The 19,762-nt window shown below is 46.9% G+C and carries 10 protein-coding genes; all 10 read right to left on the bottom strand.

From position 1 onward, the window contains the following. Positions 1 to 120: 120 nt before the first annotated feature. The gene (locus tag KE626_RS12825; RefSeq protein WP_211973302.1) at positions 121 to 1,458 is read right to left on the bottom strand and encodes an alpha-L-fucosidase; all 1,338 of its coding nucleotides are present in this window, start codon (positions 1,456 to 1,458) and stop codon (positions 121 to 123) included. Between the two features lie 170 nt (positions 1,459 to 1,628). Then, complete coding sequence (locus KE626_RS12820) at positions 1,629 to 3,362, bottom strand: erythromycin esterase family protein (RefSeq protein WP_211973301.1); 1,734 nt, start codon at positions 3,360 to 3,362, stop codon at positions 1,629 to 1,631. A 175-nt stretch (positions 3,363 to 3,537) separates the two neighbouring features. Continuing rightward, positions 3,538 to 5,388, bottom strand: a complete 1,851-nt coding sequence (locus tag KE626_RS12815) for an alpha-L-fucosidase (RefSeq protein WP_249207438.1) — start codon at positions 5,386 to 5,388, stop codon at positions 3,538 to 3,540. 71 nt (positions 5,389 to 5,459) lie between these two features. Continuing rightward, the gene (locus tag KE626_RS12810) at positions 5,460 to 6,881 is read right to left on the bottom strand and encodes an alpha-L-fucosidase (protein WP_211973300.1); all 1,422 of its coding nucleotides are present in this window, start codon (positions 6,879 to 6,881) and stop codon (positions 5,460 to 5,462) included. 85 nt (positions 6,882 to 6,966) lie between these two features. Beyond that, positions 6,967 to 8,151 (bottom strand): acyltransferase family protein, encoded by a 1,185-nt coding sequence (locus KE626_RS12805; RefSeq protein ID WP_211973299.1) that lies wholly within the window; start codon positions 8,149 to 8,151, stop codon positions 6,967 to 6,969. Between the two features lie 133 nt (positions 8,152 to 8,284). Further along, positions 8,285 to 10,027 carry a RagB/SusD family nutrient uptake outer membrane protein gene (locus tag KE626_RS12800; RefSeq protein ID WP_211973298.1) on the bottom strand — a complete coding sequence of 581 codons (1,743 nt, stop codon included), beginning with the start codon at positions 10,025 to 10,027 and terminating at the stop codon, positions 8,285 to 8,287. An 18-nt stretch (positions 10,028 to 10,045) separates the two neighbouring features. Beyond that, positions 10,046 to 13,501, bottom strand: coding sequence for a TonB-dependent receptor (locus KE626_RS12795; RefSeq protein ID WP_211973297.1), 3,456 nt, complete (start codon positions 13,499 to 13,501; stop codon positions 10,046 to 10,048). A 107-nt stretch (positions 13,502 to 13,608) separates the two neighbouring features. Continuing rightward, positions 13,609 to 14,673, bottom strand: a complete 1,065-nt coding sequence (locus KE626_RS12790; RefSeq protein ID WP_211973296.1) for a FecR family protein — start codon at positions 14,671 to 14,673, stop codon at positions 13,609 to 13,611. 68 nt (positions 14,674 to 14,741) lie between these two features. After that, positions 14,742 to 15,353 carry an RNA polymerase sigma factor gene (locus tag KE626_RS12785; RefSeq protein WP_211973295.1) on the bottom strand — a complete coding sequence of 204 codons (612 nt, stop codon included), beginning with the start codon at positions 15,351 to 15,353 and terminating at the stop codon, positions 14,742 to 14,744. 444 nt (positions 15,354 to 15,797) lie between these two features. Continuing rightward, complete coding sequence (locus KE626_RS12780) at positions 15,798 to 19,403, bottom strand: T9SS type B sorting domain-containing protein (RefSeq protein ID WP_211973294.1); 3,606 nt, start codon at positions 19,401 to 19,403, stop codon at positions 15,798 to 15,800. Between the last annotated feature and the right edge of the window lie 359 nt (positions 19,404 to 19,762).

The raw sequence follows: 19,762 nt of genomic DNA, 5'->3' as shown, positions 1-19,762 counted from the left end.
TTGACCTGTAGTGGCTGCCCTTCTCACTAGTGAAGGCAACCGGCTGAAGCGTTATAGGACATCATCAACGGTCCAAATCCCAACTGATGTGGACACATGAAACCAGTGAAACAGGAATACTCATTTTAGTTCTATTTGAATAACCTGTACGCCATCTTGCATTGCAGCAATGCCTGGCGGTAATAAAATTGAGACATCAGCGCCGTTACTACTTTCGAATTTGAGAGGCATCCCGGTCTCTAACATCTGGCAAGAGGCAATTTTATCAGGTGTAAAGGGAAGAATGAGTTTATTATCTATCAGTGGATATATGATAGAAGCATACACAATTGTATTGCCATTGATTGCCTTTTGCGTAAAGCAAACATTTGGGGACGCTTTTAATAGAAGGGGAGTGGTGCCATAAATACAATCGCAATTGGTTGCCATCCACCCGCCAATTTCCCGAAGACGGCGAATGGCCATTGCCGGAAAAGTCCCATCCGGTTTGGGGCCAATATTCAACAGGTAATTTCCGCCTTTGGCTGCGTTGCTTACAAGAAAGCCGACCATTTCTTTTGCCGGCTTCCATTCATAATCTTTCGCATGCCATCCCCACGAATTTACCATTGTGGCAGGTGTTTGCCAGGGAATTTTTTGTTGTTCTGCCGGGTATTGATTGTCCATCATTTCCAGAAAATCAATATCCTTGCCGGGGCTCAGCCATGATATCCTGCCGTTAATGAGTGTTTTGGGGCTTAGTTTTCTTATTAATGTTATTAGTTGATCCCGCCTCTTATCTGAAATAAAAGTTTTCTCCTGTGCATCTCCCCATGTGTCAAACCAAAACATATCCGGGCTGTATAGTGTAATAAGTTCCTCTACTTGCGGCAGGCATTTTTGAACCCAATATTGTTCAAACTGTGAATCCGTTTTCCGGGGCATCCAGTTTGGTATGGCTCCGCCAGGGTGGTCCCAATCCTGGCAGTGGGAGTAATAAAAGCCATATTTTAAACCATATTTCCTGCAGGCTTTTACCAACTCACCCAAAATGTCCTTTCTGTAGGAAGTACTCCCAAGATCATATGCAGACACTTTGGAATCCCATAGCGCAAAACCATCATGATGTTTGGCGGTTATCACAAAATACTTCATGCCTGCATCTCTAGCTTCTCTTATCCACGTATCGGCATCGAATTTTTCAGGATTAAATTTTTTTACCAGTTCACGATACGCATCCCGGGGCACTTCCAGCCTTTGTTGTATCCATTCGGCATACCAGCTGTCGCCTTGAGCAAAGCTTTTATCCGGCAGTGTATGTCCATTGTAGCTCCCTTCCAGTATGCTGTACAATCCCCAATGAATAAACAAACCAAACTTTGCTTCCTTAAACCAGTCAACGCGGTTTGATGCTGTCATGGGTTGTGCAAATCCTTTAAAATAAGAAAGGAGTAATATTACTATCGCAAGTCTTTTCATCTGTACTCAATTTGATAACTATTGTTAAAAATCATTGTACTTACTTTTCTTTTGATTGAGCAATGGAAGCTGTATTCCTTTGCCTCTCCAGCCATGCCATCATACTAAAACCTTTTTTCATGGCGGGTTCTGACACAAAACAATAGCCCGGTAACATACAGAATGTTACACTAGTCATTCCGGATGCAAATGACAGGATGAGATTTGTTTTTGTCATCATGAAAGATAGAAATTTGCGCATTGATATTTATTTTCCGCCATCCGCTTTTCTGATCGTCCAAATCCCCGGCAGCGGTGCTAGCTGTAATGGGCTCCCACTTATTTTTATTGTATACTTCCAGTTGTACACTATCCAGGCAAATTTTCCCACCCTGGCCCGTTACGCCGATGGTCACCATAATATTGCTAGTTGTGGCGGTGATGGTATCTTTAATCTCATAATCTTTCCAGGCGGGTTCAAGGATATCAATAAATTTCCGGCGCTGGCTATTGGCCTCCAGTTTTGTAATTGTCAGATTAGCGGTATCCGGCGGATGGTGATTAATGGCTTTTGCGGTGAGCCGGATGATTTTCCCCTGGTACTTTTTGCCATCCAACATATATCCAAGCGCCCCGAAGAACTGTTGCCTGGCGGGAATAGCCGCGTTAACCTCGTCTATAAACAAAATACCATCATAGTATTGACCGAGTGGGGATTGAAGATAATAGGGAACATCGTTGCCAGGAACATACAATCCACCAATATTTCTAGCGGCAATACGTCTTTGAAAAAAATTTTCCGCAGGTTTACTTTCCCGCGAGGCAGTAGGAATGTCTACAAAGAAAATGGGTTTGCCAACGGATGCAAAAAGCTCATTGCTGGAACCTTTTTCAGCAGGGCCCGTTGTAAAATTAACTACCGCGAAATAGTTCGAAGCGCGGAAGCCTCCTTTGTTGAAACTCAGCCCCAGGGCATAATAGCTGTCCCCGAAATATTGTTTCAGATAAGATCCCATCCAGTGCAGGAAAGACAGTGAACTGTCCTTGCTGATATGGCCGTTATGTGCCCATACAAAAATTCCTTCATTTCCCGGTCGCTGATCTGCTATCCATTTAATATTAGCGGCCATTGATTTATCCCTGATGCCCACGGCGGTATATACATCACTGGTTTCATACTGACTCAGGCACTGTTTAACAATATCCAGGTCATGCCTGAGGGTAGCATATCCATCGGCACCCAGACTGTCAAGTAGTTTTTCCCCGTGCGTTGATATATATTGCTGTACGGAAATTAGCAGGTCATTGATGGTGGATCTGTCTTTTGGCTCAAGCTGCTTTCCAGTGAATTCAAGTGTTTCAAGCGCCTTAAACTTACCGGCGTAATCTCCTGGGCTAAATTGTTTGAGTTGCATGGCAATGCTTTGAAGGGCCGGCCGTTCCGATTGCATATCAAACCCATAGCACCTTATTTTGTCAGCATCCGCTTTACCAGCATTAAAAGCGCTCATCCATTCCAACAGGGATAACCATTCCCGTGTATAATAAATCCAGACGCCAATTGCTTCCAGGGCCTGCAAGCTGGTACCTTTCCCATATATTACATACTCATTGACGCGCCGGACAGCAGCATAATCGGCCTCGATAGCCAAAGTTTTAAAGCCCATTTCTGTTACCAGGAATTTAAACAAGCGGTGCCTTACTTCTGTAAATTCCTTACTGCCATGCGTTGCCTCTCCGGCGCCTATGATACGTTTACCCTTCCAGATTTTCCCGAGCGGTTGGAGATCATCAAAATTATCACCCGGCGCAACCGTATGGATAGGAATGGATTTTTCCGCCAAATAGGCAATCACCTCCTTTTCCTGCGCAGTGGTGTTTTTCCCGAAAGCTATCAATAATATGAAAAACAAATATTTTCTCATAGCCTAAACACTTATAATAATTGACAAATGAATTTACATACGTTAGCAGCACGGCACCCGGGATATCTTTCAACAGCGGATTACTTTTTATCTTTCAACTATCTTATAATAATTTATCATCTTCCAAATATCCAACCGTTTAAACTATCCCATTTATCCCATTCTTCAGTCCCTGTTATTTTGCAGGTTCCAGTATTACCCTTTTTAATTTAAACAACTCACTCCCTTTCTGGTCTGGGCGAATGGTAATGCTATAAACACCCGTCCTTTCGATTTTAGTAATCGCAACGGGGTGTTGAATGAACAGCAAGGGTGCACCATTGCTGTATTCGGACGTACGCAATGTTTTGAAAAAAAATTTTTCCCCGGCCATTTCCAGGCTGGCTTCCTGCCCTGCGTTTGCCGGCGAACAAGCATACTCCAGTATTACTTTATAGTCTCCGGGATCAGTAATACGAATTTGAAAAGTAGCGGCATCGTCAGGTGTTGCCATCGAGGTAACACAGGTTGCATGTTTCCAGTCCCCGAAATAATGGCTATAGCCGAGGCTTGTAGTTTTGGCTTTACCACTGTTTGTTGAAAAAATCGCATCTACTCTATTCGTTTCATATTGCTGGGAAACAGTAACAGGAGAAGTGGCATTATAAGCAGGAGGCGCACCACTATATTCAATTACAAGAACATTGTTTGCTGTTGCCCCGGTTGAAGAAGGAATATCAATGACAATGTCTTTGTCATTTCGCTTGAAGTTGAGCTTTCTTTTCCCGTCTAATGCATATACATTGCTTACCTGGTTCGTAAAATCAGGTACGAGGAGTTTTCCATTTTGGGGCTTGTTAAGAACATGCAGGAATAATTTGCCTGGTTTTGCAGTTGTAACGCCCCAGGGTTGGGCCGGAATAAACCCGTATGTGGTACCATAAATGCTTTCGCCGTTTACGGCTAGCCATTTGCCTGTTTCTTTTAAATATTTTATTGAATAAAAAGGAATGTTTCCCTTCCCGTCAGGCCCTACATTCAACATAAGATTGCCGCCTTTCGAGGCAACATTCGCCAGTAACTGTATGATTTCTGTTGAAGTTTTGAAATTCATATCGTGCTCGATGTAGCCCCACGAATCATTATGCGTGTATATGGATTCCCATGCCCCTTTAATAGGAACCGGCGGCACTTCCGAATCCCCAAAATCCTTGTAATCCCCAAGTCCCTGACCTACGCGGCTGCTGAATAAACTTTGCGGTTGCAATGCGTGCAGGCTGTCAATCAACTTTTGTGTTTCCGCTTTTGTAAGCCCGCCGGGCAGATCGAACCATACAATACCCAAAGGGCCGTACCCGGTGAGTAATTCTTTCAATTGCGGGATTGCTTTTTGATCGTAGTATAACTGGTAATTTTTTTTGCTCTCGTCAAAGTCCCTTTCATTTCCTGCGCCATTGGGTTCATGCCAGTCAACAAATTGAGAGTAATAAAAACCAAATTTTATTCCTCTTTTCCTTGTTGCATCGGCCAATGCTTTCATGGGATCTTTTTTATAGGGCGTAGCTTCCACGATATTAAAATCACTGGCTTTAGAATCATACATGGCAAACCCTTCATGGTGCTTAGCGGTTATCACCATGTATTTTATGCCTGCATCTTTCGCCAGCTGGGCCCATTCATCAGCATTGAAATTTACCGGATTAAACTCTTTCGCTACCTGCTCATATTCCTTAACAGGTATCCCGGCCTGAAACATGATCCATTCACCACTGCCATAATATCTTTTGTTATTCCATTTGCCCGCCAGTTGGGAATACAATCCCCAATGGATAAAGAGCCCGAATTTAGCGTCCTTAAACCATTGAATATTGGGGTGCTCTTTGGCTGTGGAATTTTTATCCCACATTTCATCCATGTTTTGCGCTTTAATGGAATAGGGGAACCAGCCAATAAACAGTATCAACAAAATTTTTGCAATTGCGATGCTATTATACTTACGATTCTCTTTCTTAAGAAGCTCCTTATTTGCTTCGCGATTAAATATCATATTAATGGTTTTAAGAGCAGCGGTGATAAAATAAAGTCCGGAATTCTTTGTTCCGGCAATCAGGGGTCAACTTATAGACCAGCCTGTTCAACATAATATGCTGCCAGTTTTTTAATTTCAGGTAAAGCAGTGGACTGGGGGATGATTAATCGCAGCCTGCTTACTACTACAGGCTCAAATTGCTGTATCCGTTTATGGCCCACGCTTTCGCCCTCGGCAAGTAACTTCCACGCTCCATTTACCATGCCTTCCACCTTGTACTTCCTTATTCTCTCCCCATTGGCGATTTCTTCCATGATCACCACATGGTTTATTCTGGCAGGTGCGTCAAATTTTAACACCACTTCGGACCCTTTCGCATGCGTCTCTGCAAGGCTGGTTCCGAATCTTCTCTTTACTTCGTCGCCAAAGGCTTTCAGGGCTTTGACGTCCGCATCCGGCACGAGCCCCCGTGTGTCCACTACCACGCCTATCAGCAGGTTGGTATTACGGCCTACACTGTGATAATATTTGTGGATCATTTCTTCCCGGGAGTTGATCATATGGTCCTGGCCTTTTTTCCAAAACCATCCTCCTTCCCAGGACGAGTTTTTACGTAGCGGGGCATCTGCCTCGCCAGGACACCAGATGGGTGCATTGGGGTTTCCATGCAAGCCTTCAACAACTACCGTTCCGTCAGCCTTGGTAGTGCTGTCCGCCGTTGCCCAGGAAGGATAAGCGGCCAGCCCTTCTTCATTGCCTATCCAGCGTATCAGGTTTTTGGTGCCGTAGGGGCCTTGAAAAACTATTGCGTCAGGCTGCTTTTGCTGCAGGATGGGTACGATATCGGGCCCTCCTTTGGATTCTGGCAGAACGCCTCCATCGAACCAAATCTCAAAAAGATCACCATAGTTTGACCATAGTTCTGTAAGTTGGGTCTCTACTACTTTGTTGTATGCTTTCTGCGCAATGCTGTCTCCGGTGATGACCAACCCGGGATTGTCTACTTTGAAATAGCCGTTTGCGGCTGCGCTGGCATAGATGCCTGGTTTAATGCCATATTTTTTACAGGAGGCTATAAAATCGGCCACTATGTCTCCTTTCCCGTTCTTCCAGGGAGAAGCGACCACACTATAATCATGGGCTTTCGTAGGCCAGAGGCTGAACCCGGTGCAATGTTTCGCTACCAGAACGGCATAGTTCGCTCCCGCGTCTTTGACAGCTTTTACCCACTGGTCCGTGTCCAATTCAGCAGGATTGAAAATCTTTGGATCAGGATGATAGCCCCATGCCTGCCGCCAGTTGTAGGATGGTTCAAATACACTGATATCGAAATGGATCAATGCCCCTACTTCGGCGTCCGCCCATTCAACCTGGCGGGCTGTAGGAAACACCACCCTGGCAGTGCTACTTTCTCCTGAGGTCCTCAATTTTTTTTGTGAAAAGGTTTGACTGCTTGTTGCTATCAATACGACAAGTACAAAAACTCCTGTCTTGAAATATTCAGCCTTCATTGTTCTTTCTTTTATTACAAAATTGTTAAGCATCCAGGCATCATTCATGATAAAATAATTGATGGTATAGGGAAAAATAGCCTGATCATATCCGGATAAATATTTTTTTTCTGTACAGCCAATACAGGATCAGCCATTCCACAATCAGCACAAGCAGCCCTTCTGCAAAGGGTTTGTATTGTGCAGCCCATACAATGAGATTTTGTTCACCAATATGCGTTCTGAAGAATCCTGTAAAATAAGCAGTCGCGGTATCGGCCATCACGTATGCAACAATTGAATTGGTGCCAATAACAACCAGCCATGTAAACGGTTTATGCCATTTCATCACCTCCATCATCCAATAAAAAACCGACATGATAAGAAAGCACCAGCCGCCGCTGTACAATACCCATGTAGGGGTCCATATTCTTTTCACGTTGGGACATATACCTGCTCTATCCAGTATTAATCCGGATACAATTCCTATAATGCCGGCGATCAGAAAGGTTTTAAGCGTAGCGGTATTACCCTTGTTTTCCTTTAAATAATTGCCTGCTAATAACCCCAATATCATTGTTCCAAGGGTAGGAATGAAGCTTAAAGTAGCGTATCCACCTCCATTGAATAAAAAGGCCCTTTCTCTCGGAAAAAGGTTCAGGAACCATGTGTCGAAGCGCCAGGCCAGGTTAGCGTTTTTATTCCAATGAGCGGCAAAGCCTGCTGCATTCTCTTCCCAGCCTGCAGGCACTCCGGGTTGATAATAATTTAAACCGTCCTGTGCGGGAGTATATAAAGCGAAGGCAACAAAATACCCCACAAGGATAATGATCAATGAGGTGATCTGCACTTTTTTATTTCGAAATCCTAATAGAAATAGTATGGGATATCCTAGTCCGATCTGGCTTAACGTATCTTCAAAGGTGAAATAGGTTTGACTGCGCCACTGCGAGCGTAACAATATTCCCAGTATAATCAATGCCAGCGACCTTTTAACGGCATGCCAGAACATAGCAGAAAACTTGTTTCCCTTTGCCAGGCGGCCAGCTATTGAATAAGGTAGCACAACTCCTACAAGAAACGAAAAGGAAGGCTGAATAAGATCGTGCAGCACGCAGCCTCTCCATTCCACATGAGATTGCTGATGGCCCAGGAATTGCCAGAAATGGCTTCCGGGAAGGTTTTCAGATACTTCCCGGCATTTGAGCACTTCTGCCATCATCAGGAACATGACAAACCCACGATAGGTGTCAAGAAATGTTAACCTTGTGTTAGCTTTAGTTGTAGTCATTGAAAATTGCAAGGTATTACTGTAATCTAAAAGGCATGACTGCAGCAGTCATCATCATTATAATTCTTTTCATCCTGGCGGCTGTTTTTTTTTAAAAATAACGGTGGCCCGCTCGCACGGGCCGCCGCAGGCATTATTGTAACGGATCGAAGGTCCCTCCGTCCCATCCATTTGTTTGCTGGAGTTTCGGGTTCTTTTCGAGGTGCGTTCTTGGGATGGCAGCGAAATAATAATTATCACGGAAATTGATCACGTTCAACAGGTCCACGTCGATCACCTGTTCGTTGAAATATTGATTGTATTGTGTATTGAGATTTACGCTGCCGGCAGCATAAGCAGTGTAGAATGCATTTTTGTCTCCGCCGAAACCGGTAAGGGTGATACGGAGCCCTTTGCGCTTGGTACCGTTTAGCTGGCCATAGAGCCGCCTGCGGCGAAGATCCTTCCCACGCTTGCCTTCGAATGCAAACTCCAACCTGCGCTCCAGGAGAATGGCGGTGCGCATCCCGCTTTTATCAAGTCCCGAAGTCAGGCCGTACAGTTCGTTGCCGCCGGCATCGATGCCAGCGCGCTTGCGGATCGCTTTCAATACTTCGTATGCCGCGGCGGTATTGCCGGTTTCGTTGGCGGCCTCCGCATAATTCATCATTACTTCTGCCAACCGTATCTCGATCCAGTCTGTTCCGCTGATTTCAGTTTCGGCCCGTTTGTAAGTTTCGTTGACGGCTTTCCGGCAGTAAAACCCGGTGGCAGTGCTGCCAGACGAGATGCTTCCGGCGAAATTCCACTGAATGCGCCCACTCTTCCCGGAAAGCTGCCACAACACACCATTCCACGCGATAGTAGCGGCAAAGCGCGGATCACGGTTGAGCCAGTAGGCCTGTGCATTATACCCGGATCCCGGAGCTGTAATTGGCAGGCCGTTTTTCATCGGGAAAGCATTAACCAGGTCCAGCGTGGGCTGGTCGCCGCCAGTATAGTTTGATGCTTCATCCAGCGGGCGCACGGCAGCATCGCGGCTATGGGTGCGGCCAGGATTGTTGAAACGGGTGATCATCACAGCTTCGGTGTTCGCGTTGCCTTCCACGAACCAGAGGCCGCCGAAGTCGGGCATCAGTGCTTTGCCGCTCTTGACAAGCGTATCCAGCGCCGCTTTGTTGGCCTGTAATGCCTGTAACCATCGGTCGGCATTTTGGGCAGGGCTAAACTGTTCCGAGGCGTAATGCAACAGCACTCGGCCTTTCAGGGCCATGGCAGCGCCTTTTGTAATGCGCCCTACCTCTTCATCGCTCCAGATGTTGGGCAACAGCGGGGCGGCATCGTCCAGGTCTTTGGTGATACGGGCGATGCATTCGGAGGTTTTGCTGCGCGGCACGTTCAGGTCGCCATTGAGTTCCTGGGGTTCCAGGATAAGGGGCACACCGCCGTACAAGGATACCATCTGCCAGTACAACCATGCACGAAGGAACAAAGCCTGCCCGATCAGATTGTTCTTGTCTGCCTGAGTGAATGGCGCAGCAGGTACCCGTTTCAAAAGCAGGTTGATGCTCCGTAGCGTCTCGTAATGCCAGATATCGACGGAATTTATCGTCATCTGCCCGTACATCATGTCATCCGCTCCACCACTTTCATCGGATTCGGAAGATGCATTGGAAGCGTTAATAGCTTCCGGGCTCGATGAGTTTCTCGCCCATGACGGCATCGCGTCCGTATAAAGGCGGTTGAGGAAAGCAGTGGCCAGGTTGATGTCTGACCAAACCTTTCCTTCGGAGATCGCGTCCAGGTCAGGTTTGTCCAGTACTTTTGTACAGCCGGTTTGTAGTGCAGGCAATGCAACAATAAAGAGTAGTAATATATAGTATTTTATTTTATTCATGATAAGCTAGTTATGGTTTTACAGCGTCAGGTTAATGCCGAAGGTGTAGTTGCGGTTGATGGGATAGGCTTTCATGGTTCCTTCCGGATCGTACCATTTAATCTTGTCCTTGAGTAGGAACAAGTTGGAGCCATTGAAGAAAATACGTGCATCTTTCAGCAACGTCCGTTTCATGACCCTTGAAGGCAATACCCACCCAATATTCAGATTCTTCAACCGGACGAAGGAAGCATTGTCCATCCAGAAAGTCGATTCACCGTTTGTTCCACCGTAGTTACCGTAAATGGGATAAGCTGCATTCGGGTTCTCCGGCGTCCAGTGATCTTTCCAGAACGCCGCGCTGGTGGCACCCTGCTCCATCCACTGTGCATTGTTCATGGTCATCCTGAATCTGTAATAATTACCTACTCCCTGTACCAACACGTCCACCGATAATCCTTTCCAGGTGATGCCGGCGGCGATACCGAAGGTAGAGGGCGGTGTGGAATAGTTTGCGACGAATTCCTTATCATTATCATCAATTTTTCCATCTGGTTTGTCTGATGTTGCGCCGCGGATATCCCTGAAGTTCAGCATGCCCAGCCTCGGCTGCGCTCCGTTGATGGTGTACCCTGCCGGCAGTTTGTCCAGGTCGGCCTGCGTACGGATAATATCGGTGGCTACAAGGGCGAAAAGCCCGCCGGCGGGGCGGCCCAGTTGTGACTGGTATGGCTGGATATTGGAAGCCTCATCGATCTGCACCTGCTTCGTGGTGGCATAACCGTAATTGAATGAGGCGCGCACAGCCACATTCTTCGACAGTGTATTGCGGTAAGCGATCTCCAACTCATACCCGCTGGATTCCACAATCCCGTAGTTCACCAGCGGCAACGATGCACCGAAGGTGGTGGGGATAGACTGCTGGCGGCTCGTCAGGATGTCTGACCGTCGGTTCAGGAAGCGTGTGGCAGATAAAGTGACTTTCCGGTTAAGCAATTGTGCGTCCACGCCAAATTCTAGCGAACGTTTCTTCGCCCAGGTGATGTCTTCGTTCGGTAACGTACCTATCTTAATGCCATTGGAAAGCCCGCCAAAGAAAGCGCCGTTTACCTTGCGGTAATATTGCTCCCATTGCAATTGCTTGTTGATGGAGCCATCAGTGTTGAAACGGGGCTCCTGACCGGTCATTCCCCATGAACCGCGGAGTTTCAGGTCGTTTATGAAACGGATGTTGTCTTTAAAGAAGCGTTCTTCACTGATGCGCCAGCCTACGGACACTGACGGGAAGAAGGCATAGCGGTTTGAAGGAATGAAATAGCGGGATCCTTCATACCGGAAAGCCGTTTCCAGCAAATATTTCCCGGCATAATCATACATCACGCGGCCAAGCCCTGCCAACCGGCCTTCATCGAACTCCCCGCCGCCCAAGCTGAAATCCTTCGGATCGCTGCTGCCCAGCGATAGCTGGTCAAGGTCGCCCGCAAGTAAATATTGGTTCCGCGCAAAGAAATTGTCGTCATTCGTTTCGCTCTGTTCATAAACGGCGGTGGCCGAGATGTTGTGCTTACCGAAGGAACGGGCGTAATCGAGGTAGAGGTTCAGTTGGTAGAAATTGCTGGTAGCATAGGATTCGCGGAGCCAGTTGCCTGCATTCTGGTCCCAGATTTTACCAGGGTCGAGTTCGTTGCTGACGAGGTGCTGCTTGCTGCCGGTACTTTTGAAAAGGTAGAGCGTATAAGGCAGATTCAGCTCCTTGCGAAAGTCGCTCCTGTTGTAATAGGCGAATGAGCCCCGGGCTTTCAGCCCCTTCACGCCAGGAATGCGGTAAGTGACGTCCAGCAGGGCCTGGTAATTATTCCATCGCTTCCGGTTATAACTTCTGCTGCTGTTCACGACTTCACCTGGGTGCCAATTCGTGAAATTACCGACCGGGTATTTCTTACCATCGACAGTGATATAATCCTCCTTCATTTTGCCCTGCTGAAGAAGGCCGCTGTACAAATCGGTCATATCATCGTTGTCGTTATCGTACCGCCAGTAAGGTTTCTGGTCCTTACGGATGTCTGAATTGAGATTGACGGACACGGAGAGGTCTTTGCTTACCTGTGCGTCGATGCGGGCGCGTAAATTGTATTTCTGGTATTCGATGTTATTGAAGGAGCCTTTACCATTGTAATAGGTACCACTCACGAAATAAGTGGCTTTCTCCCCTCCGCCGGATAGGTTCAGCGTGTTGCGCAGTTCTTGCGGCCGCTTGAAATATTTATCCAGGAGGTTGACACTGTTGCTTTTCCAGTAATCGAGCTCATCTTGTGCGAAATAAGCCGGGCTGGATTGCCAATTGGGATCAGTATGGCGGATATAGTCGTTGATAAATACAGCCTGGTCATAAGCGCTGAGCATCTCCGGCACTTTGGTGGCCTCGTCGATACTGTAACTGGAGAGGAAGTTGATTTTCGGCGGGCCAGCGATACCTTTCCGGGTAGTGACCACGATCACCCCGTTGGCCCCGCGCACGCCGTACACGGCTGCGGCGGCGCCATCTTTGAGGATAGAGATGTTTTCCACTTCCGTTGCGTCCAACCCGTCAAAAGCGAGCTGATCCACGATAACTCCATCGATTACGTAAAGGGGAGGTAATGCGGAACCGATGCCGTCATAGGCCCGGATGCGCACGCTGGAGGAGCGGCCAGGCTTCCCTCCCCCAGCAGTCACAAATAGTCCCGGCGCACGGGCGGCCAAAGATTGTGACAGGGTAGCCACGGGAATTTCGGCCAGCTGGGCGCCGGCCACGGTACTCACGCTTTGCAGCACGTTGCGTTTGGTATTGGAACCGTATCCCACCACCACCACGTCGTTGATGGTGGTGCCGGCGTTCTTCATCCGGATTTCCAGGTTGTTTTTCCCGTTTACCTCTACCTCCTGCGTTTCCATCCCGACATACGACAATACGAGCACATTCGTGCCTTCGGGCATACTGATGGAAAAAGCGCCTTCTGCGTTCGTGGTCGTACCGATCTTTCGGTCTTTCACGTGGACGGTAACCCCGGGCAAAGCTTCGGCCTCCTCGTTGGTAACTTTCCCGGTCACGATCCGGTCCGCGGTCTCTTTCCCGGGCGAAGGTGCTTTCCCGGAAACGATGATGACGCCGGTTTCTTCGATGAACCGGTATTTCAGGTTTACAGGCGATAATATCCTGCCGAGCGCTTCGGTAACGGGCATATCTTTGAACTGTACGTTCACCAGGTGGCCACCCGGTATAATATCGTTACTATAGGCGAACCTGTACCCGGATTCCGCTTCAATGGCCTTGAAAAGCCGGGTCAGCTTAACGTTGTTCAGGGATAAAGTAATGCGGGTGTTCTGTGAATAACTGTTTGCAGTGACAGTCATCAGGCTACCCAATAGGAATACAGCAGTTAGTTTCATTACTCGTAGGAATTTTGTTAACGGAGGCGAGCCAAAATACTCTCCCCTGTCATGAAGCTTTTTCATAACTTAGCTTGGGTTTTAGATTAATAATATGAAACAGCACCCTTCCAACGGACTGTTTCATTGATTTAGCCAAACAGGCAAATGTTCCAGCATTTGCCTTGTTTTTCTTAGAAAATAGTGACAACCGGGTGTTCGCCTGCAGTAATCCTGTAAGAAAAATGCCGTGATTCGCGACACACCTCCAGTACCTCTGCCAGGCCCTCCTGCTCAAAAGTGCCCGTAAACCTGTAGTTGCGTACGCTTTCATCCGCTATCACCACCTGTACGCCGAACCAGCGCTCCAGTTTCACAGCAATAGACGAAAGTGGTTCATTTTCAAAAATCAGTTTGTTGTGGATCCAGCCCGTTTCCGGAATGTCCCCTCCGGAGTTACGCACCACGTCTGTTACCGGGATGGTCTCCGTCCGCGGCGTAGCCTGGAGACCGGCTGGTTCATGAGCACTCCATCGAATCTTGTGATCTGGCCGAAGCACAACTTTCCGCTCCTCCTGCCCTTTTAGCGTTACTTCCACAACACCATTGATAAGCACAGTTTCGGTAGAATCGTCGTCTGCGTAAGAACGGACATTAAAAGCGGTGCCGACGGCCCGGACGTCCATGCTGGTCGTATGCACAACAAAGGCTGCATTGGCGTCATGCTTTACATCGAAATACGCCTCACCTTCCAGGTATAGGTCGCGGCTTGCTGTGCTGAAGCCTTTTCCAAGACGGAGAGAACTACTTGCATTAAGGCGTACGAAGGACCCGTCAGGCAGGTGGAAATTCTTGCGTTCACCGGCAGAGGTTTTGTATACCAGGGATATGCTGGCTTTTTTGTAAAGCCAGGTGCCTGTTGCAAGCGCGATGAGAGGAATGATTATAGCAGCCCACCTCAGCATAAAACGGGAACGTCGGTTGCCAATAAGTTTTGGGAGGTGAACCACCAGCGTTTCATCCGACGGGAGTATATGCTTTAGCAGGCGGGCTTCCTGTTCGACAAGATCTGCCTGTGCCAGGACGCTGAACAGTTCAAGGAATTGCTCTCTCGCGGCATCGACCAACGCATGATTAGCTGGACTGGCGACACAAAATTCTTCCCACCGTGCCACATCTTCACGTGGCCCACCTTTGCAAAAACGGATAAAAGATTCGTCTGCCAGTAAATCGGCTATTTCCCGGGTATGAAGTTGCATTTTGGTTGATTGTATAGAACGTAGAGCAACCAGTCGACGATTTTTACCCTTCCCTGGGAAACTTTTTTTTAAACTTGCATGGTGAGCCAAATGAGGAGAACAGACATCACCTCCCCATATGCGGGATGATCTTTGTTGATGACCGTTCGCAATTTCTTAAGAGCTTCGTGGATTTTATTATATATAGTACGGTAGCTTAATCCGGTTCGCGCTACGATCTCTTCATACGACAGGCCTTCGTAAAATTTAAGCAGGATCAACTCCCGCTGGCGGGCAGGCAATGCGTTAATATGCAACATGAGATACGACTGCGCCGAAGCCTGGGACTGTCTGGAGATAAGTATTTCCTCGGGCGTAGGCAATGGTGCATCCGCATCACCATTCCATGCAAGTGCAAGGTGTTGATGGCGGACACTCTTCTTCCAATCCGCTGAAAGTTTGCGGAGCAAAGCGATTATCAAATATGACCGCACGTTGCGCGCCTGTTCAAGGCAATCGCGCTTATCCCACAAATAAAGGAACAAATGCTGAATAGCATCCTTCACTACGTCCGCATCGCGGATTTCCTTCAATCCAATGAACAAAAGAGCATGATAATATTTCCGGTACAACAGGAGCAAAGCCTCCTTTTCGCCAGAGCACAGTCCTTCCCATGCATGCGCATCATCATCCATTGACATAAGTGAAACTGGTTGATTTCGTTAATTGTTATTGTAGCAACGTGGACTACTTCCAATGTCTAATTAACACCTGGTGGGTAAGACACCAGCCATTCTCTGACTTTCCTTCAAAAGAATAGAATAAAAATTCAATATGACCTTTTCCCTATCTTCAAAACCAATACATTTTTGAAGGTAATACATTTTTTTGCAGAATAAACCACTCCTGTTAATATTTGCTCAAATTTGGTTAATAGAACATCAATACTCCTGCACACAGCCTATAAATACAATAATTACTAAAATGCGTTATTAAAATTGCCAATCAGTTTTAACTATTTTTAATACAGAGTGAGAAACCACCATTAATTTCATTTATCCTGCCTGATGATATTCTTTCTTGCAATTTTTCATCAATCCTGTAGTATAGTGGGATCTGAATTCGGAAATGGCAGGTTAAGGTAGCTACCGTATCAATAATATAGTTCCTTTCACAATTTGTGTAGAGCCGTCTGCATATTCTATCGTAGTAAAGTAAACATAAGTACCTACATCAACCTGTTTTCCTCCCATCGTACCGTCCCAGCCATAACTGCGATCATTGGCAGGTGTGTTGGTCGCTTCAAATATCTTATTACCCATACGATTAAACACTGACAGGTTCTTTACCTTCTGTATGTCCCGGCTGCCAATTACATAGAAATAATCATTCTGTCCATCGCCATTTGGCGTAAAGGCATTGGGCATAGTAACCCCGGCGTTAACGAATGTCTGGATATATACAGGTGATGTATCTGTACAATGATACTCGTTTGTAGCAGTCACCACATACTTCATGGAAGATGCCGTAGCAGCAACAGGGTTGGGACACGTTATACAGGAGAGCCCAGACTGCGGCGCCCACAAATAAGAAGATACGGTACCACCGCTAACGGTTGTACGCAACTGTATACTGGCTGGCCTTGACAACTCAACAACTGCGGGTGTGGCTTTTATAGTAAAAGGATCATAATTTAAGCTGCTTTGGTTATTGGTATAGTTTGTTTCCTTAAATACAAATCCATTGTCGTCATTCACGATGGCTGCTATTTTGTTTGCGCCGGAAACATTCAGTATATATGTAAATTCGCGACAATCCCCAAAACTGGGAGCAGGCGTATAATACCGGGGAGATAATAACGTAGGACGTCCCGCATCTCCGGTATAAAACGATACTGGTATCTTTTGGAAAACAGTGTCATATCCGTTTGACATGCATACACGAAAATTCACCAGAACGTGACTGTTATCATAACAATGCGCCGATAGCAGTTCAATACTCATGTCGGGTGGAAAAATATGTACGTATTCCTGCGCGTTTATTATACACCCGTACTTGTTTGTCAGTTGCAGTCCTACCTTACTGCTGTCCAGCATAAATATTCCAGGTGAAGCGCAGGTGGTGCAGGTCAGCTTATAGGCGCTACTACTTTCCCATCGTATAGTTACCGGGTCAAAGTTAGCCACATTGTAGCGGAGATGGAATGGCGCTTTACGGAATACAGTTGTATCTCCTGGCAAAACAGACGATACCGGAGGTTCATAGTTCCATGAGAAGATATTATTGTCATAACTGGATTCATTCAACCCGGTTGATAGCGGATAAGCCAGCCGGTCTTTGTTTACGATCGCCCATACCTTACCGGTAGTTGTTCCCCTGATGTAACATTCATAATCGTTGCAGGCACCGGTGGAGGTTATTGGCGTAAGAAAGCGCTTGCCCAGCTGTGCTGGTGAATGATCGTCCGGATGACGATCATAAAAATCAACCGGGAGTGAAGCCGGTATATTCCCTTTTGTAAAATTATTGCATAGGGAAAAGATCAGATGAAGGCTATCTCCCCTGGAGCAGTCCACATTCTTCAGCTTTACAGTATAATCGTCTGCTATAGGGATATGGGCTGTAGCGGTAGTATCGCTATAACAGGCGTATCGTGTGTAGGCCCGTACTTTCACTGTTGTAACAGTGTCCCGGCGGTATAATGCGGTGAAAGTGGCATTAATACAATCCGTGCAATTCAAGTAAGGAGAGGCTTGCCAGGTAGCCTTGTCAATCCCGCCGCCACTGAGGCTTACCGGTTTCAGCGCCAGTTGCGCCAATGGTGTCAGTGTAAAATCTGCCGGTGTAAGGGCCGCTCGAAACCTGAATCCACGGCTGAAGCTGATGTTATTATTATAATTCGTTTCTATCACATCAGTATTCGGTAACCTGAGCGGAGAGGTGCTGCCGGTATCATTAAGCACTACTACCAGTGTATCTAAATTGGGACGCCCAACGTCCACAATTGTGTTATATAAATAGGATACACATTTTCCGGGAAGGTCGTCTGGCAGGAGAAAAGCGGGGCCTAACAGGCGGCCTTTACCCTGACGGGGATCATTATCATAAAAAGATACGGGCGTATTTTTAGGAATGGTCTTGTATCCCCGGTTTTCAAAAAAAAGTTCTACTCTTACCTTGTTCTGCTCATAACAATCTATACGAGGTACATATACAATTCCATCAGGAGTAGGATCATCTACTGCAATAGCGACCGGGTTCGTAGTATCGTTGCAGTGCCCGTCGGTAGCATAGAGACGCACTTTATAATTTCCGGGGATCTTAAATACATAGGTCAGTTGCTGATCCGTGCTGACCACCTGTTCCTTCATTCCTTTGTCATTACTCATCAGCCATTTCCAGGAAGTTGCATTGCGGGAACGGTTTGTAAAATAAATAGTGTCGGCTTCTATCCCTTCTTTGGAGGCGATCTTACGTTTGCTGGGATAGCATCTTGCTACAACGCCACAACTCACCTGTACCACATCGGTGGTCACCGCACTACATCCGCTTGCATTATCCTTTATACGTAGTTCCACGAGGTAGTTTCTCTTTTCGGTTACCGTCAGCTTGAACTCCGCACCTGTACCAACCGGCTTATCGTCCAACAGCCATTGCCGGGTTTGCCGAGGCCCAGCGGCCGCAGTAAAGGTTACCACGTCGCCCACTACAGGATATGCTATATCACGCTTAAAAGCGGCAGTAATGGTTGCCTTACATGGATCATTGCAGGCAATTCCGGCTTTCATCCCGGTCAACGCAGTGGCAATAAAATTGTGCATCCTTTCCGCCTGGCCCGGTGTGAAACCCAGGATACAACCATCACCATAGCCGTAGTCCATGAAGTTATCCGGCAGGTCAGGCACATCTATAGTGAACCCTGAAAGGGTGTCTGTGCTGCACGAGTTCGGCGGCGCTGTACAGGCGTAGCCGCCTGTTATGGTTTTCTCAGGCGGCGTGTCACAAACCATATCTCCATCTTTAAGACAGTCGTCATTTTTACAATCCCTGTTAGCAAAAGTATGAGCAAGGTTGAGATAATGCCCTATCTCGTGTGCGAGTACGGTCACTCCAAGACCTGCTACTACTACATCTCCCCCCGCGCTGGCATACCCTCCCATCTTCAGGCGCGTCCAATTGCCACACGAGAATTCCTGCATATATTCAGACCGGATATCGGATACCACCCAGATGTTCACATAACGGCTCCTGTCCCATGCTCCCAATACGGTAATCTTATCCCCTTCCATATCAACATCATAATCCGAAAGATAAGAACGTACACGCAATATGCCTGTAGTACGACCACCGTCAGGGGCGGTTCGTGCAAGACAGAATTGAATTTTCGTATCGCTGCGGCCACCTGCAAAAGTACCTGAAGCGCTGAATGCGTCATTAAGTATCTTTATTGATTCCGCGACATCAGCATCAGAATAAGCGTCCGGGTCTTCATTCACAATATGTATAACTACAGGTAATGTAACTAAAGTCAGAGGAGGCGCCAGTTGACCCGGGGCGGCCATGTAATGCCTTTGCAGGATAGCTTTGTTGGCAGCTTGCTCCCTTCCCCGGAAAATAGAATTCTTTCGCCATTCCTTTTGTAGTATCTCTGTACCACAAGGACGGATAAATACAGGCATCCCTTCCTGAGCATAAGTAATAAAAGGCAATAAAAGCACCATCAAAAGCGATAGCTTATGTCTTTTTAGCATAGGTATGATCGTTAAAAAAATATGGTCCAGCTCATAAAAGGAATCTGCCAAACTATAAAACATCGATCGACTACATTCTTCCTACGCGACAGCTGATTTTTTTATTCTTCGAAAAAAAACTGAAAAATGAAAGCGTTTTGAAGTAAAAAGAATCAGTTACAACAATCCCGCCCGTTTTTTTTAAGATGGAAGCTTTTTCAGCATTAAATCGGCCCTGGCAGATAAATATATGAACGTAAATGGCGCACCAGGTGCCAACGGTAGCAGGATACAGGTATGGGATGGTAACAGTTCAAATGCACAGAAGTTTAAACTGGTAAAGCAATAACTTCGCTATATGAATACAGCTTAATACAGCT

The sequence above is a fragment of the Chitinophaga hostae genome, from assembly GCF_018224885.1.
GTDB classification, from domain to species: domain Bacteria; phylum Bacteroidota; class Bacteroidia; order Chitinophagales; family Chitinophagaceae; genus Chitinophaga; species Chitinophaga hostae.
Note: the sequence above shows the minus strand (reverse complement) of the source record. Positions and strands in the feature narration are given on the sequence as shown.

What these genes read in the sequence shown, in the direction of transcription:
- KE626_RS12795 (WP_211973297.1), bottom strand. Translation starts at nt 13,501, where the DNA reads ATGAAAAAGCTTCATGACAGGGGAGAGTATTTTGGCTCGCCTCCGTTA.
- KE626_RS12790 (WP_211973296.1), bottom strand. Translation starts at nt 14,673, where the DNA reads ATGCAACTTCATACCCGGGAAATAGCCGATTTACTGGCAGACGAATCT.
- KE626_RS12815 (WP_249207438.1), bottom strand. Translation starts at nt 5,388, where the DNA reads ATGATATTTAATCGCGAAGCAAATAAGGAGCTTCTTAAGAAAGAGAAT.
- KE626_RS12785 (WP_211973295.1), bottom strand. Translation starts at nt 15,353, where the DNA reads ATGTCAATGGATGATGATGCGCATGCATGGGAAGGACTGTGCTCTGGC.
- KE626_RS12820 (WP_211973301.1), bottom strand. Translation starts at nt 3,362, where the DNA reads ATGAGAAAATATTTGTTTTTCATATTATTGATAGCTTTCGGGAAAAAC.
- KE626_RS12780 (WP_211973294.1), bottom strand. Translation starts at nt 19,403, where the DNA reads ATGCTAAAAAGACATAAGCTATCGCTTTTGATGGTGCTTTTATTGCCT.
- KE626_RS12800 (WP_211973298.1), bottom strand. Translation starts at nt 10,027, where the DNA reads ATGAATAAAATAAAATACTATATATTACTACTCTTTATTGTTGCATTG.
- KE626_RS12825 (WP_211973302.1), bottom strand. Translation starts at nt 1,458, where the DNA reads ATGAAAAGACTTGCGATAGTAATATTACTCCTTTCTTATTTTAAAGGA.
- KE626_RS12810 (WP_211973300.1), bottom strand. Translation starts at nt 6,881, where the DNA reads ATGAAGGCTGAATATTTCAAGACAGGAGTTTTTGTACTTGTCGTATTG.
- KE626_RS12805 (WP_211973299.1), bottom strand. Translation starts at nt 8,151, where the DNA reads ATGACTACAACTAAAGCTAACACAAGGTTAACATTTCTTGACACCTAT.